Consider the following 14,817-nt stretch of genomic DNA (forward strand, 5'->3'; position numbering starts at 1 on the left):
GCCGGGCTTGCCTGCCGCGCGGATTTCAGGTGAATGGCGGGCATGACCCAACCCGACCGCATCCATCTGCGCGACCATGTCGTCACTGCCGAAATAGGCGCCTTCCAGTCCGAGCGTGGCCGTGAACAGCGCCTGCGCTTCACCCTGACCGTCGATCTGCGCGATCCGGTCGGTGCGGCCGACGATCATGTCGATCATATCCTGTCCTATGACGTTCTGGTGCAGGCGGTTGACGCGGCCTTGGCCGATCAGCGCTATAACTTGGTCGAAACCCTGGCCGAACGCATCGCCGCCGAGGTGCTGGCCGATCCCCGTGCCGCGCGGATCACCGTGACGGTCGAAAAGCTGGATCGCGGCCCCGGCGCCCTGGGCATCACCATCAGCCGCGATGCGGGACGGATGCCTGTGACGGCGCAGCATCTGCCTGTGCGGATCGTCGTGGGACAGCCCGCGACGCTGCCGCCGGGCGCGGTGGTGATCCTGCCCGACGCTCCGGTCCTGCCGCTGCCCGGGGGGGGCGATGCACGCCGCCTGGCGCTGCTGGGCTTGGACCAGGCCGCCTGGATTCTGGCACGAACCCTAGGGATCGAGGTGGCCGAGACGCGCACCGAACTGGACGCCGCGATCCGTTCTGAACAGGCGGTGGTCTGGGCGCCCGTGCGGCTGGCGGTCGAGGCCCCCGCCGTCGCGGCCGAAGCCCCTGCCCTGGCCTTCTGGCTGGCCGCGCGCCTGCTGGCGACCCGCGTGGATTTCGCCACCGCCGCCCCCCTGCTTGCTGCACCAGAAGGGCTGGCCGTGGGCTGTGTCGCGGGGGTCGGGGCATGACCCGATATTATCGTCCCCTGCCCGCTTTCCATGGCCGCCATATCCTTGCCGGCGGCTGGGTCCGCTTTTCGCAGGTCGAGGTTCTAGAACGCGGCCATCCGCCCCGGATCAGCGATGACATCCCGGCGGATGTGCTGGACCGGCTGACCGCGCCGCGTGCCGACCTTGTGGGGCTGTCGCTGGATGCCCCCCGCATGATGGGCATCGTCAATGCCACGCCCGACAGCTTTTCCGACGGCGGCGCCTATGATCCCGCCCGGCACGGCGATCAACTGATCCGCGACGGCGCCGACATCCTGGATATCGGGGGCGAATCGACCCGCCCTGGCGCGGCCGAGGTGCCGGTGGCCGACGAGATTTCCCGAATCCGTCCCGCGATCCGGGCCTTGTCCCATGCGCCCATATCCGTCGATACGCGCAAGGCAGCGGTTGCGCGCGCGGCAATCGACGCCGGTGCGGCGATGGTGAACGACGTGTCAGGTCTTGATTTCGACCCCGCCCTGGCGCCGCTGATCGCTGCCGCAAAGGTGCCGGTCTGCCTGATGCACGCACAGGGCCTGCCCGCGACGATGCAGGACGATCCGCGTTATGGCGACGTGCTGCTGGATGTCTATGACGCGCTTGAGGCGCGCATCCGCCGGGCCGAGGATGCAGGTATCCCGCGCGACCGCATCGTCGTGGATCCCGGCATCGGCTTTGGCAAGACGCAGGCGCATAATCTTGCCATCCTGCGGCGGATTTCGCTGTATCATGGGCTGGGCTGCGCGATCCTGCTGGGCGTGTCGCGCAAGCGCTTCATCGGCACGATCGGCGGGGCCGAGAATCCTGCGGACCGTGCGCCGGGAACGCTTGCGCTGACGCTGGCGGCCGTGGCCCAGGGCGTGCAGATCCACCGCGTCCACGATATGCGCGATCTGGTTCAAGGACTGCGGCTGTGGCAGGCCGCCAACAATGAAAAGGCAGAGTAGATGAGCAGAGGCTTGTTCGGGACAGACGGCGTGCGCGGGCGCGACATCCATGGTGAGGCGCGGCATCCTGATAAACTGCGGTTTTTGGCGTAGGAACCATAAAACTACAGTTCTTCAACTGGTTAAGCCAGCCTCACCAACCCCTCACGAATAATCCGGGCTAACTACCTTGGGTTGCGTTAAGCGTGGTTAATGAACGGCTGCTATCAGCAGATAGCCGCAACATTCCCTAACAAACCCTAAAGATACGTTGCCTCAGCGCACGCTGCGATAAAGGCAACACCCGTCATGGTTGTGTGAAGGTGATTTCGCCAACCTGAATGGGACAGTTCAAAAATGAGCTATATGCCGAATGTGATCGCCTTCCGCCCCCGCACCGTGTCGGAACCGCTACGCCGTCCCAGCATCCTGATCCGCGCCGCGCGCGAAGGTCAGGCCGGCTGGCGCCGCGACCGCGACCTGAAGCGCCTGCTGCGCCTGGATCACACCCCTGCCGCAGGCAACGCCCTGCCCCGCCTGAGGGCCGAGGAGACGTTGCTGAACGATGCACGCCTGCAACGCACGGCAGATTATGATATGCACCGCCATGTGCTGTTGATGATCGCCATCCTGGCCGAAATGCGGGCGGCCGTGGCCGATGCGCCAGTGCCGGTTACGACGGGCACGCGAATCGGTGCGGCGATGCTGGCGCAGATGGGCGCAGGGTTCAGCGCCCACGGAACAGCGATCCCAGCACACCCCTGACGATAGCCTGGCCGGATTTCGTGCCAAGCTGGCGGGCCAGGCTTTTGCCAAAGGTTTCCACGATCGAATCGCTGCGGGACGATCGGATGCGTGTTTCGTCCCGCGGCTTGTACCTTCGGGCATTGCGGTATTCGTCGCGGGTCATGTCGAACAGGGCATCGGTATCCCTGGCCTTTGCTTCGGCTGCGGCGCCTGCCTTCGCGGAATCTTCCGCACGCCGCGCCAGAACCTCGTGGGCGGATTCGCGGTCCATCGCCTGTCCGTATTTCAGCGCCATGGGAGAGGCGTCCATGACCTGCGCCCGTTCGGCCTCGGTGACCGGGCCGATCCGGCTGAAAGGCGGGCGAACCAGGGTGCGCTGCACCATGCCCGGGATGCCCTTGGCCTCCAGCAGCGACGTCACCGCCTCGCCCGCGCCGACATTCTGGATGGCATCGGCGGTGTCGAAGCCCGGATTGGCGCGATAGTTTTCGGCAGCCATCCGCAGGGCTTTCTGGTCCTTGCCGGTAAAGGCGCGCAGCGCGTGCTGGATGCGGTTGCCAAGCTGTCCCAGGACGCCTTCAGGGATGTCGGTCGGGTTCTGGCTGATGAACCAGACGCTGACGCCCTTGGACCGGATCAGCCGCGCGACCTGTTCGACCTTTTCGACCAATGCCTTGGGGGCATCGTCGAACAGCAGATGCGCTTCATCGAAAAAGAACGCGACGCGCGGGCGGTCCGGATCGCCGACCTCGGGCAATTGCTCGAACAGTTCGGACAACAGCCACAGCAGGAAGGTCGCGTATAGCCGGGGCGACTGCATCAGCCGGTCGGCGGCCAGGATGTTGATCATCCCCTTGCCCGATGCGTCCTGGCGGATGATGTCGGACAGGTCCAGGGCGGGTTCCCCGAACAGGCTGTCGCCGCCCTGGTTTTCAAGAACCAGCAAGGCCCGCTGGATCGCCCCCACGCTGGCGGTGCTGACATTGCCGTAACGCAACGAAAGATCAGCGGCGTTCTGGCCCACCCAGACCAGCATCGCCTGCAAGTCCTTCAAATCCAGCAGCGCCAGCCCCTGTTCGTCGGCCACCCGAAAGGCGATGTTCATCACCCCTTCCTGGGCATCGGTCAGGTTCATCAGCCGCGACAAGAGCAGCGGTCCCATGTCGGCGGGCGTGGTGCGGACGGGGTGGCCCTTCCTGCCCCAGACATCCCAGAACGTGACGGGAAATGCCTGGTATTCCAGCGCCAGCCCGATCTGCGCCGCGCGTTCGCCAAAGGCTTGATGCAGCTTGCCGTTCGCATCACCTGCGCGCGACAGGCCTGCCAGATCGCCCTTCACATCGGCCAGAAACACCGGAACGCCCGCCAGCGACAGGCTTTCGGCCAGGGTTTGCAGGGTGACGGTCTTGCCGGTGCCGGTCGCGCCGGCAATCAGGCCATGACGGTTGGCGTATTTCAGCAGCAGGGTTTGCGGGACGGCATGGCCGGGACCGCCGCCGCCCAGAAAGACCGTATTCGCCTGGCTGTCCACCACGCCTGCCATGCCTGCCCCCGCCTTGTGTTGCGCCCCGCGCCGTTGCGGCGTTCGGTCCGACAATACAATGTTAAACCCCTCATGCCAGTATCGGAATCGTTCGGCATCAAGGTCGTCGATGCGCGAACCTTCCTCCCTGTTGAACTGCCGCGCCTTCGGGCGCGGCTTTTTTACTGGCGATGAACCCTGACCATCTGGACAGTTGACGGATTACGCCGCCGCGATTAGCGTGCAGATCAATGATGACCGGCCAGTCCGGCAGGGAGAGGTTCGCCGTCAGGCGTCAGGGTCGTGGTTCGCGCCACGACCCTTTGAATTTCATTCACCTTCTTACGCCGGATCAGGCAGAAGTTCGCCACCTCCGCTTAGAGTCAAGCCATGTTGAACGCGGGGATTTCCGTTGCCGCCTGACAAATGAAATCGGACATGATACGCCCGCCCGACGCTTTGAGCAAAGGGACGAAACAACCATGCCTATCAAACCCTCGCAGGCAGTTTTGGCCGCGCTTGCCCTGATTGCGGCCCCGGCCTTCGCGCAGGACAGCACCGCCCCCACCACGCCTGAAACCCCAGCTACTGAAACTCCGGCCGCCGATGCCCCGGCGCCTGCCGCCGACGCGGCAACGCCGCAAGCCCCTGCGGCAGACGCTCCGGCAGCGGCACCCACTGCGACCGCCCCAGCCGCCGATGCGGGGCCGCAGGTCGGTCAGTATTATGCCAAGGAAACCCACCAGGATTGGACCACCCGCTGCCTGAAGGCAGAGCAGGGCAAGGATCCGTGTGAGCTGTATCAGCTTCTGAAGGATTCGGAGGGCAATTCCGTGGCCGAGATGACCCTGATCCCGCTGCGCAATGGCGAGGTTGCGGCAGGCGCGACCATGATCGCCCCGCTCGAAACCGATCTGGTTCAGGGCCTGGGCTTTGCCGTCGGCACGGGCGAGGCGCGCGGCTATCCCTTCAATTTCTGCGCGCCGGTCGGCTGCATTTCGCGGATGGGCTTTACCCAGGCCGAACTTGCCAGCCTGAAAGGCGGAAAGGACGCAACGATCTCGCTGCTTCCCTTTGGGGGCGACCGTGAAAACCCGGTGCAGCTGAAATTGTCTCTGGCGGGATTCACCGCAGCCTTTGACGCCTTGGCCGCTTACGCCGAGGCGCCCGCGCCTGCCGCTGACCCGGCCCCTGCGGCAGCACCTGCGGAAGCACCGGCCAACTGATCCGATTGACGGCATTGCAAACCGCGCCCATTCTTGGGCGCGGTTTTTTGATGTTCAGACCCGGCGCAGCGCGATCACCGCGTTCAGCCCGCCAAAGGCAAAGGCATTGGACAGCACCGCATCGACCCGCGCTTGCCGTGCCTCGTTTGGAACCACATCAAGCGCGCATTCGGGATCGGCTTCCTGATAGCCGATGGTCGGCGCGATCACCCCGTCGCGCAGCGCCATGATACAGGCCAGCAGTTCCACTGCCCCCGTGCCGCCGATGATATGGCCATGCATCGCCTTGGTGGACGATATCATCAAACGGTCGGCGTGGTGGCCGAAGGCATGGGCAACGGCGGCGCATTCGGTCTTGTCATTGGCGGCCGTGCCGGTTCCATGGGCATTGATATAGCCTACATCCTCGGGATTGAGGCCTGCGTCCTGCAAGGTTGCCGTGATGGCCCGTTCGGCACCCTGGGCGGAGGGCATGACAATATCCTGGGCATCCGACGACATGGCAAAACCCACCACCTCGGCCAGGATGTCCGCACCGCGCGCGCGGGCGTTTTCGTAATCCTCGAAGACAAAGACGCCCGCGCCCTCGCCCTGGACCATGCCGTTGCGGTTGGCGGAAAAGGGGCGGCAGGCGTCCTTGGACATCACGCGCAGCCCTTCCCAGGCCTTGACACCGCCGAAACACAGCATCGCCTCGGACCCGCCGGACAGCATGACCTGTGCGGCGCCAGACCGAACCATCTGGAACGCCAGGCCCATCGCGTGGTTGGAACTGGCGCAGGCGGTGGCGACCGTAAAGGCCGGGCCGCGCAGGCCGAACTCCATGCTGACATGGCTGGCGGCGGCGTTGTTCATCAGCTTGGGGACCACGAAGGGATGGACGCGGTTCTTTCCTTCTTCGTAAACGGTCCGGTAATTTTCGTCCCAGGTGTTCAGCCCGCCGCCCGCCGTGCCCAGGATGACGCCCGCCCGCAGCCCGAGCGCCCCTTGGAAATCCAGTCCCGACTGCGCCACCGCCTGCTTGGCGGCCAGCAGGGCGAATTGCGTGAACTTGTCATAGAGCAGAATTTGCTGGCGGTTGAAGTAATCCTCGGCCCGCCAGGGATGGACCTGCGCGCCGATCTGGATCGACAGCCGGTCCACGTCGCGAAATTCCAAGGGTCCGATGCCGCAACGCCCGTCGCGGAATGCGGCCATCGTTGTCGGCACGTCATGGCCAAGCGCGTTGATCGTGCCCGCACCGGTGATGACCACCCGCCGCAGCCCGACCGGCCTTGCCGATTCCTCGGCCTTCTTTCCCGCCTTTTTCGGACTCATGCGGCCTTCTGCGCCACCAGCCGTTCGACGGCGGCAATGATCGTGCCCATGGTCGAGATGTCGAAATCCGACTTGTCGGGTTCATTTGCGTTGAAGGGGATGGAAATGTCGAATTCCTCCTCGATCGCGAAGATCGCCTCGACCAGCCCCAGGCTGTCGATGCCCAGATCCTCCGGGGTCGAATCGTCGCTGATCTGGTCGGGCTCCAGCATCGCCTGTTCGGCGATGATTGCCCTGATGCGGTCTTGCGTCCGGTCGGTCATGAAGCCTCCTGCTCAGCCCTTTTCCAACAATCGTGTAACAGTTTCCTGAAGCCGCGCCAGTTGCTCGGCATAACGCGGCAGGCGGCGGACGGCCTTTTGGATCTCCATCTGGGTTTCCATCTTGACCGCCGGATTGCCCAGGATCACGCGGCCAGCCGGGACACGGGTGAAAATCTTGCTGGCCCCGCCGGCGATCACATCGTCGCCCACGTCGATATTGTCGTTGACCCCGACCTTGCCGGCCAGCACCACGCGGTTGCCGACGCGCGCCGACCCGGCAATGCCCACCTGCGAACACAACAGGCAATCGTCGCCCACCGAGACATTGTGGCCCAGCATCACCAGGTTGTCGATCTTCGTGCCGTTGCCGACGCGGGTCGCACGGATGGTGCCCCGGTCGATGGTGGAGTTCGCGCCGATCTCCACGTCGTCGCCGATTTCCACCCCGCCAAGCGAATGGATCCGCGTCCAGTGCTGCTGCTTGATGGCCTCGCGTGCGCCAAGGGTGCGGCGGATTTCCTCGATCCCCGATTCCTCGGGCGTGACAAAGGAAAAACCATCGCCCCCGATCACCGCGTTCGATTGCGCGATCAGCCGGTGGCCCGCGGTGACGCCATGCGCAATGCGCACACCCGCGTGCAGCAGCACGTCATCGCCCAGACGCGTCCCGCGGCCAATCGACACGTGTGGCCCGATCCGGGCGCCTGTCCCGATCTGGACATCCGCGCCGATCACCACGAACGGCCCAATGGCCGCATCTGCCCCGACCTGGGCCGAGGGGTCGATCACTGCGGTGGGATGGATGCCGGGTGCGATGTCGGGACCGGGATCAAAAGCCCGCGTCAACCCCGCCATCAACAGCCGCGGGCGCGGCGCAAAGATCGCGGCCCTGAGGCCGAGCGCCTCGGGGTCCATTCCTTCGGCCAGGATCGCCATGCCGCCGGGTTGCAGGGCCGCGGCATATTTCGGGGACATGGCCATGGCGATCACCCCGCCCTCGGGGCCGACCGGGCCGGTGGCCTGCGGTTCGGCCGCGCCCGTCACCGGCAGATCCAGGTCGCCCCAGCCCCTTGCGTCCAGTGCCTGCGCCAGTTGCCCGATGGTGAATGCCATGATCGCCCCCTTGTCGGAATGGGGCTTAGACTTTTCGAGCCTATGAATCCAGCCCGGCCTTCTGGATCGCGTCCCACAAGGGCGCGTCGCGGCCATAAACATCCTCGAACCGGCGGATGGTGCCGTCGGCATCGGGAAAGGCGGTGAAATAGACCAGGTGCACCGGGACGGCAGGCGTCAGCTTCAGCCAGGCTTCCTTGCCGCGATCCAGGGCGCGGTGGAACATGGCCTGCGGATCGGCGGTCTGTTTCGACAGCAGCGCATAGGCCAGGTCAAAGGGATCGCCGATGCGGATGCAGCCGTGGGAATAGGCGCGGGCCGCGTTCGCGAACAGATGCTTGGTGGGCGTGTCATGCAGATAGATGTTCCAGGGGTTCGGAAAGATGAACTTGACCAGCCCCAAGGCATTGTCGTCGCTGGCCTTCTGCCGCATCCGATACGGGAAATTCGCCGCCGTATAGCGGCCAAAGTCGATGCGGTTTCGGGCGATCACATTGCCGTTGCCGTCCACGACATCCAGATGCGACACGGCATTGCGGTTGGCCTGCAGTTTCGGCAGGTATTCCTTGACCGTAATGGAACGGGGCACGTTCCAGCGGGGGTTTGCCACGACATATTCGATTTCGTCCGAGAACTCGGGCGTTTGCCGGTCGTGATCGGTGTGGCCCACGACGACGCGGGTACGGAATACCTCGGCCCCGTTTTCCACGATGCGGGCGGTGTATTCGGGGATGTTGACCCAGACATGACGGGCAGACAGATCCTCGGACCCCATCCACCGCATCCGTTCCAAGGCCACGACGATCGCGCGGTTGCGGGCATCGGACGGCACGTCGCCGTTCAGATGGCCGATGGTCTTCGGCCCAGCCACGCCGTCGGATGGCAAGCCCGCCGCGGCCTGAAAGCGGGCGACGGCATCGGCCAGTGCGGCATCATAGGCCTGGGGATCCGCCGCTGGGGCGCCAAAGCCGATGGATTCCAGGCGCGCACGCAGCGAAACGATCCCGGGATCGCGCATTCCGGGCCTCCACAGCCCCTCGGATGCGCGAGGCAGATGGGCGGGGACGGCCAGCCCGCTATCCGCGCCCAAGGCACGCTGCAGCGCAAGATAGGCCGGGTGGCGGGGCTGCAAATCCAACAGGAACTGTCCGGGATCGGGTGCCAGGGTAAAGTCTCGGATCAGCCGGTCGATCGGGGGACGCGCCACCTCTCGCTTGATCAGCGGATCGACAGACGTGGGGCGAACCATTCCCCCAGTCATGTCGCGCAGATAGCGGACAAGGATTCGCGCCTGTCTGACCTCGGCGGTCACGTCGGCGGCATCGGATGAGAGGGATGCAGCAGCATAGCGCCCTGCCGGGATGCCGTGCCGGGGGGCCATTGCAGTCGCCTGGACCAGGGCCGCGCGCAATTCGCCCGCCCGCTCCCCCAAGAAGATCGGCCGCAGCCCCTGCGATCCGTAATAGGCCGCCAGTTCTGGAACAGCCGCCGCTTGGCCGGCCAATTCCATATCCTGCGCACTGAAATCCAGGCGTGGTGCGGCGGCAACACCCACGGCCGGGGCCAATCCGACCTGCGACTGTGCAACCGCCGATTGTCCAGCCAAGATCAATACAATAGCAGTAAAAAATCCCCAACCGCGCATCAATGATCTTCCCTTGATTGACCTGGATTCTGCCAGTTTCGAAAGGCTTCCACCAGCAAATGCAGGACAATGAACGGGCACCGTCCGGCAACGGTTGCAGCCGCGCCACAGGGTCGCGACCATCGCGCCACAGCGCGTGGACATCGGCAGGATTTCGCCTAACTTTCTGAAATTATGCCGATGAATACAGGAATCTGTTTCTGACCCCACGGGCTTTTGACATATTGTTAGCTAACCGAGGATAACCTTGGCGGCGTCGCAAGGATTGTGGCGGAAAAAAGACGAAGCGGGACAGGCGATCTGACATGACATTCGACCTTCTTTCACGTCGCGGCATTCTTGGTGTGTTCGCGGCTACAACCGTGGCGGCAGCACCGGTTATGGGCAACGCCTTTGGATTGCTGCGGGGCGCGGGCGATATGCGCCGCATTCGCATGTATTCCGGCCGAACCGGAGAAAGCCTCGACACCGTTTACTGGGTCGATGGCAAGTACATCCGGGAATCCCTGAACGAGATCAACATCTTCATGCGCGACTGGCGCAGTGGGGAAGTGATCGGCATCGACCCCCGCACGGTCGACGTGGCCGCCGCCTCGCACCGGCTGCTGCAAACCAACGAACCCTACATGATGCTGTCGGGCTATCGCTCTCCGCGCACGAACGCGATGCTGCGGCGGTCCTCGAGCGGCGTCGCGCGCAATTCGCTGCACATGGTGGGCAAGGCCGCCGACCTGCGGTTGAAGTCTCGCTCGGTCGGCCAGATGTACAACGCCGCGATGTCCTGCCGCGCCGGGGGCGTGGGCAAGTATTCACGGTCGAACTTCGTCCATATGGATTGCGGCCCGGTCCGCAACTGGGGCGCCTGAAACGCAGCCGTCCGACCCGCCCGCCTTCAACGCCGCCCGCCCTGCGCGCGCGGCGTTTTTCGTCATGCGCCTTACCGAATCAATCGCATGAGGGAAGCGCCTTGACGGCGGCGCGTTATTACTGACACCATTTCATTGCAATAAGCGACAACCGGAAGCTGCAGATGCCGCACATGACCCGTCGTTATCGAACTGCCAAGAAGATCCAGGCAACAGCGATCCAGTTGGCGGTGCGCGACGGGCTGGCAAACGTCACGACCGAGGCGATTGCAAAGGAAGCCGGGATCAGCACCCGCACGTTCTTCAACTATTACCCCTACAAGGAAGCGGCCATGATGGGTCCGCCGCCCGATTACCCGGCGGATGCGTCCGAGCAATTCGTGAACGGCGCCGGCACGATGATCGAGGATCTGGACCGCCTGATCACCGTGCATCTGACGCGTTTTCTGGATGAACGGGAACTGCTGGCTCATATCCTGGCGCTGTCCAACACCGACCCGAAGCTGGACGCCCTGCGCAATTCGACCATCCTGTCGCGCCGCGCGCAGATGCGCGACCTGCTGCGCCGCCGCTGCCCCGATGCAAAGCCCGCCCAGATCGAGATCCTGGCTGCCGCCATCGTCGCCGCCACAAATGCCGCCACCAAGGACTGGGCCAGCGGAGAGGTTGACGATTTCGTGGCCGCCGCGCGTGAAAACCTGTCCCTGATCCAGCCCGCCGCAGGGATGCTGACGCAACGCCCGGCCTAGACGCGCAGCATCGTGCGGTAAAGATTGTCCAGGAAAGGCTCGGCTTCGACGAACGGATCATGGCCCGGTCCAAGAACGGCGCGCACCTGCACGTCAAAATCCGCGTAATGCTGGGTCAGCGCCCAGATCGAAAAGATCAGGTGGCGTGGCTCCACAGGGGCCAGGCGGCCCCCGTCCATCCAGCCTTGCAGGATCGCCGCCGCGCGGTCCACCATGTCGCGCAAGCCCCCGCCTAGGATTTCGGTCAGATGCGGCGCGCCTTGCAGGATTTCATAGGCAAACAGGCGGCTTTCACGGGGGAAGCGGCGCGACATCTCCAGCTTGGCGCGGACATAGGCCATCACCTCCTCCAGCGGGTCGCCCGCGGGGTCGATGCGGATCATGGGGGCCAGCCACATATCCAGCAGGGTCGTCAGCAGGGTCTTGTGGATGTCGTCCTTGGACGCGAAGTAATACAGCACGTTGGGCTTCGACAGGCCAGCAGCCTCGGCGATCTGGTCGATGGTTGCGCCGCGAAAGCCGTTCACGGAAAAAACCGACAGCGCCCCTTCCAGGATCAGGTCGCGGTTCTTCTGCTGGATGCGGGTCAGGGGCGGCTGCACGCGATCTGCCATTCCGATGTCTTCCCCCATGGCGCGTTTTTCGGCACCAGGCAGGCCACCCCGTTCGGGACGCTTGACTGAACCCTGCCCCGTGCTAGCGTGATCCTGACCATTTGGTCAATAAAGGAAGGGCTTACGGGTGAATGCCCGTGTCCGGGCCAATCACGCCAACCCCGCGCCAGAACGGGGCAGCCAGACAGGAAGGACAGCGGATGAGCGATGCCAGCGGGGCTTTTGCGACCGCCAATATGCGGATCGACAGCGAAAGGCTGTGGGACAGCTTGATGCAGATGGCCCGGATCGGCCCCGGCGTGGCGGGCGGCAACAACCGCCAGACCCTGACCGATGCCGATGCCGAAGGCCGCGCCCTGTTCCAGCGGTGGTGCGAAGATGCGGGAATGGCCATGGGTCTGGACCGCATGGGCAATATGTTCATGCGCCTTGAAGGCGCGGAACCCGACCTGGATCCGGTTTATATCGGCAGCCACCTGGATACGCAGCCAACGGGGGGCAAATACGACGGCGTGCTTGGCGTGCTGTCGGGGCTGGAGGTGATCCGATCGATCCGCGACATGGGGCTGACCACGCGGCGCCCCATCGTGGTCGTGAACTGGACGAACGAGGAAGGCAGCCGTTTTGCGCCTGCCATGCTGGCATCTGGCGTGTTCGCCGGCGTCCTGACCGAGGATTACGCCAACGGCCGCACCGATGCCGAGGGCAAGCGGTTCGGCGACGAACTGGACCGCATCGGCTGGCGCGGGACCGAGGCTCCGGGCGACCGCCGCATCCATGCGATGTTCGAATACCATATCGAACAAGGCCCGATCCTCGAGGCGGAAAACAAGCAGATCGGTGTCGTCACCCATGGCCAGGGGTTGTGGTGGCTGCAAGTGACGCTGACCGGAAAGGACGCGCATACCGGATCGACCCCCATGACCATGCGCGTCAACGCGGGCTTGGGCATGGCGCGCATCATCGAGGCCGTCCACCGCATCGCCATGGACCACCAGCCCGACGCGGTGGGGGCCGTGGGCCAGGCAAATGTCTGGCCGAACAGCCGCAACGTGATCCCGGGCCGCGCGGTCTTTACCGTCGATTTCCGTTCGCCCGATCTTGCCAAGCTGACCGCCATGCGCGCCCGGCTGGAGGACGAGGCGCCCCGGATCGCCGCCGACCTGGGCCTGGGGATCGACATCGAACCGGTCGGTCACTTCGACCCGGTGGCCTTCGATCCGGGCCTGGTTCAGACGGTTCGGGCTGCGGCAGAGCGGCTTGGATACAGCCACATGAACATCGTCTCGGGCGCGGGCCACGACGCCTGCTGGATCAACCGCGTCGCGCCCACCGTGATGATCATGTGCCCCTGCGTGGACGGGCTGTCCCATAACGAGGCCGAGGAGATCACACCGGAATGGGCAAGCGCTGGGGCGGATGTGCTGCTGCACGCCGTGCTGGATGCGGCCGAGATGGTGGGGTGAGATCGAAGGCCGGGGGCCAGCCCCCGGACCCCCGGGATATTTGGACCAAAGTGAAAGGGACGACGATGAGTACGGTCATTCGAGGCGGAACGGTCGTCACCGCCGATCTCAGCTACAAGGCGGATGTGCTGGTCGAGGGCGGGCGCATCGCCGCCATCGGCCAGGGGCTGACCGGGAACACGGTGCTGGACGCCACGGGCTGCTATGTCATGCCGGGCGGCATCGACCCGCACACGCATCTGGAGATGCCCTTCATGGGCACCTATTCCGCCGATGATTTCGACAGCGGCACCCGCGCAGCATTGGCAGGCGGCACCACGATGGTGGTGGACTTCGCCCTGCCGTCCCCCGGCCAGGGGCTGCTGGACGCGCTGCAGATGTGGGACAACAAGTCAGGCCGCGCGCATTGCGACTATAGCTTTCACATGGCGGTGACCTGGTGGGACCAGCAGGTCTTCGACGAGATGGCGCAGGTGGTGGATCGCGGCATCACCAGCTTCAAGCATTTCATGGCCTACAAGGGCGCGCTGATGGTGAACGACGACGAGTTGTTCAGCAGCTTCCGCCGGGTGGGCGATCTGGGCGGCGTCGCGATGGTTCATGCCGAGAACGGCGACGTGGTGGCCGAACTGTCCGCCCGCCTGCTCGCCGAGGGCAATACCGGACCCGAGGCCCATGCCTATTCCCGCCCCCCGCAGGTCGAGGGCGAGGCCACCAACCGTGCCATCATGGTGGCCGACATGGCGGGCGTGCCGCTTTATGTCGTCCACGTGTCCTGCGAGGACAGCCACGAGGCAATTCGCCGCGCCCGCGCCCAAGGCAAGCGCGTCTGGGGAGAGCCGCTGATCCAGCACCTGACGCTGGACGAAAGCGAGTATTTCAACGCGGACTGGGACCATGCGGCACGCCGCGTCATGTCTCCGCCCTTCCGCAACAAGCTGCACCAGGACAGCCTATGGGCCGGGTTGCAATCGGGGTCTTTGTCTGTGGTGGCGACCGACCATTGCGCCTTTACCACGGCGCAGAAGCGGACCGGAGTGGGCGACTTCACCAAGATCCCCAACGGCACGGGCGGTCTCGAGGATCGGATGCCGATGCTGTGGACGCATGGGGTTGCGACCGGGCGGCTGACGCCCAACGAATTCGTGGCCGTCACGTCGACCAATATCGCCAAGATCCTGGGAATGTATCCGCGCAAGGGCGCGGTACTGGTGGGCAGCGACGCCGATCTGGTCGTCTGGGATCCCGAGGCCGAGAAAACCATCAGCGCCGGCAGCCAGCAATCGGCCATCGACTACAACGTGTTCGAGGGGCAGCGGGTCAAGGGCCTGCCGCGCTATGTCCTGACGCGGGGGGTGGTCGCGGTGACGGACGGCACGCTGGACAGCCGCGAGGGCCACGGCGAGTTCGTCGCCCGGGAACCCCGCGGCACGGTGAACCGGGCGCTCTCGGCCTGGAAGGAACTGACCGCGCCGCGCCCGGTAGAGCGGACCGGCATTCCGGCAAGCGGGGTGTGA

Annotated in this window: 14 protein-coding genes; 8 read left to right on the forward strand and 6 right to left on the reverse strand. The window is 64.9% G+C overall.

Going from position 1 to position 14,817, the window contains the following annotated elements:
• Positions 1-42: 42 nt before the first annotated feature.
• From Q5701_RS11830 to Q5701_RS11840, 3 genes are all read left to right on the forward strand, one after another.
• Positions 43-825, forward strand: a complete 783-nt coding sequence (locus tag Q5701_RS11830; RefSeq protein WP_306751185.1) for a dihydroneopterin aldolase — start codon at positions 43-45, stop codon at positions 823-825.
• Entirely contained in the window at positions 822-1,793 is a 972-nt protein-coding gene (gene folP, locus Q5701_RS11835) for a dihydropteroate synthase (RefSeq protein ID WP_306751186.1), read from the forward strand. The genes Q5701_RS11830 and folP overlap by 4 nt, the downstream gene beginning before the upstream one ends.
• A gap of 336 nt (positions 1,794-2,129) precedes the next feature.
• Positions 2,130-2,537 carry a DUF6477 family protein gene (locus tag Q5701_RS11840; protein WP_306751187.1) on the forward strand — a complete coding sequence of 136 codons (408 nt, stop codon included), beginning with the start codon at positions 2,130-2,132 and terminating at the stop codon, positions 2,535-2,537.
• On the opposite strand, the gene Q5701_RS11845 is transcribed toward Q5701_RS11840, so the two are convergent.
• On the reverse strand, positions 2,500-4,062 hold the full coding sequence (locus Q5701_RS11845) for a helicase HerA-like domain-containing protein (RefSeq protein WP_306755401.1): 1,563 nt from the start codon (positions 4,060-4,062) through the stop codon (positions 2,500-2,502). The two genes, Q5701_RS11840 and Q5701_RS11845, sit on opposite strands and share 38 nt — an antisense overlap.
• A 461-nt stretch (positions 4,063-4,523) precedes the next feature.
• Here Q5701_RS11845 and Q5701_RS11850 point away from each other — a divergent pair, with 461 nt between their 5' ends.
• Entirely contained in the window at positions 4,524-5,267 is a 744-nt protein-coding gene (locus tag Q5701_RS11850; protein ID WP_306751188.1) for an invasion associated locus B family protein, read from the forward strand.
• 54 nt (positions 5,268-5,321) lie between these two features.
• On the opposite strand, the gene Q5701_RS11855 is transcribed toward Q5701_RS11850, so the two are convergent.
• From Q5701_RS11855 to Q5701_RS11870, 4 genes are read right to left on the reverse strand one after another with little or no spacing between them, the layout of a single operon-like run.
• Positions 5,322-6,530: a beta-ketoacyl-[acyl-carrier-protein] synthase family protein gene (locus Q5701_RS11855; RefSeq protein ID WP_234855764.1), complete on the reverse strand. Its 1,209-nt coding sequence runs from the start codon at positions 6,528-6,530 to the stop codon at positions 5,322-5,324.
• Between the two features lie 50 nt (positions 6,531-6,580).
• Positions 6,581-6,847, reverse strand: a complete 267-nt coding sequence (locus Q5701_RS11860) for an acyl carrier protein (RefSeq protein WP_234855419.1) — start codon at positions 6,845-6,847, stop codon at positions 6,581-6,583.
• A gap of 12 nt (positions 6,848-6,859) precedes the next feature.
• Complete coding sequence (gene lpxD, locus Q5701_RS11865; RefSeq protein WP_306751189.1) at positions 6,860-7,960, reverse strand: UDP-3-O-(3-hydroxymyristoyl)glucosamine N-acyltransferase; 1,101 nt, start codon at positions 7,958-7,960, stop codon at positions 6,860-6,862.
• Positions 7,961-8,000: 40 nt separating this feature from the next.
• Positions 8,001-9,527: a L,D-transpeptidase family protein gene (locus tag Q5701_RS11870; protein ID WP_306751190.1), complete on the reverse strand. Its 1,527-nt coding sequence runs from the start codon at positions 9,525-9,527 to the stop codon at positions 8,001-8,003.
• A gap of 383 nt (positions 9,528-9,910) precedes the next feature.
• Between Q5701_RS11870 and mepK the strand changes: the two genes are divergently transcribed.
• A complete protein-coding gene (gene mepK, locus Q5701_RS11875; RefSeq protein WP_306751191.1) occupies positions 9,911-10,471 on the forward strand; it encodes a peptidoglycan L,D-endopeptidase MepK in 561 nt (186 codons plus the stop codon).
• Between the two features lie 173 nt (positions 10,472-10,644).
• Positions 10,645-11,220 (forward strand): TetR/AcrR family transcriptional regulator, encoded by a 576-nt coding sequence (locus Q5701_RS11880; RefSeq protein WP_306751193.1) that lies wholly within the window; start codon positions 10,645-10,647, stop codon positions 11,218-11,220.
• On the opposite strand, the gene Q5701_RS11885 is transcribed toward Q5701_RS11880, so the two are convergent.
• Positions 11,217-11,834 carry a TetR family transcriptional regulator C-terminal domain-containing protein gene (locus Q5701_RS11885; protein WP_306751194.1) on the reverse strand — a complete coding sequence of 206 codons (618 nt, stop codon included), beginning with the start codon at positions 11,832-11,834 and terminating at the stop codon, positions 11,217-11,219. The two genes, Q5701_RS11880 and Q5701_RS11885, sit on opposite strands and share 4 nt — an antisense overlap.
• Positions 11,835-12,034: 200 nt before the next feature.
• On the opposite strand from Q5701_RS11885, the gene Q5701_RS11890 reads away from it, so the two are divergent.
• Both Q5701_RS11890 and hydA read left to right on the forward strand, forming a co-directional pair.
• Entirely contained in the window at positions 12,035-13,300 is a 1,266-nt protein-coding gene (locus Q5701_RS11890) for a Zn-dependent hydrolase (RefSeq protein ID WP_306751195.1), read from the forward strand.
• Between the two features lie 65 nt (positions 13,301-13,365).
• Positions 13,366-14,817 (forward strand): dihydropyrimidinase, encoded by a 1,452-nt coding sequence (gene hydA, locus Q5701_RS11895; protein WP_306751197.1) that lies wholly within the window; start codon positions 13,366-13,368, stop codon positions 14,815-14,817.

Source organism: Paracoccus actinidiae (assembly GCF_030863885.1).
GTDB classification, from domain to species: Bacteria; Pseudomonadota; Alphaproteobacteria; order Rhodobacterales; family Rhodobacteraceae; genus Paracoccus; species Paracoccus everestensis.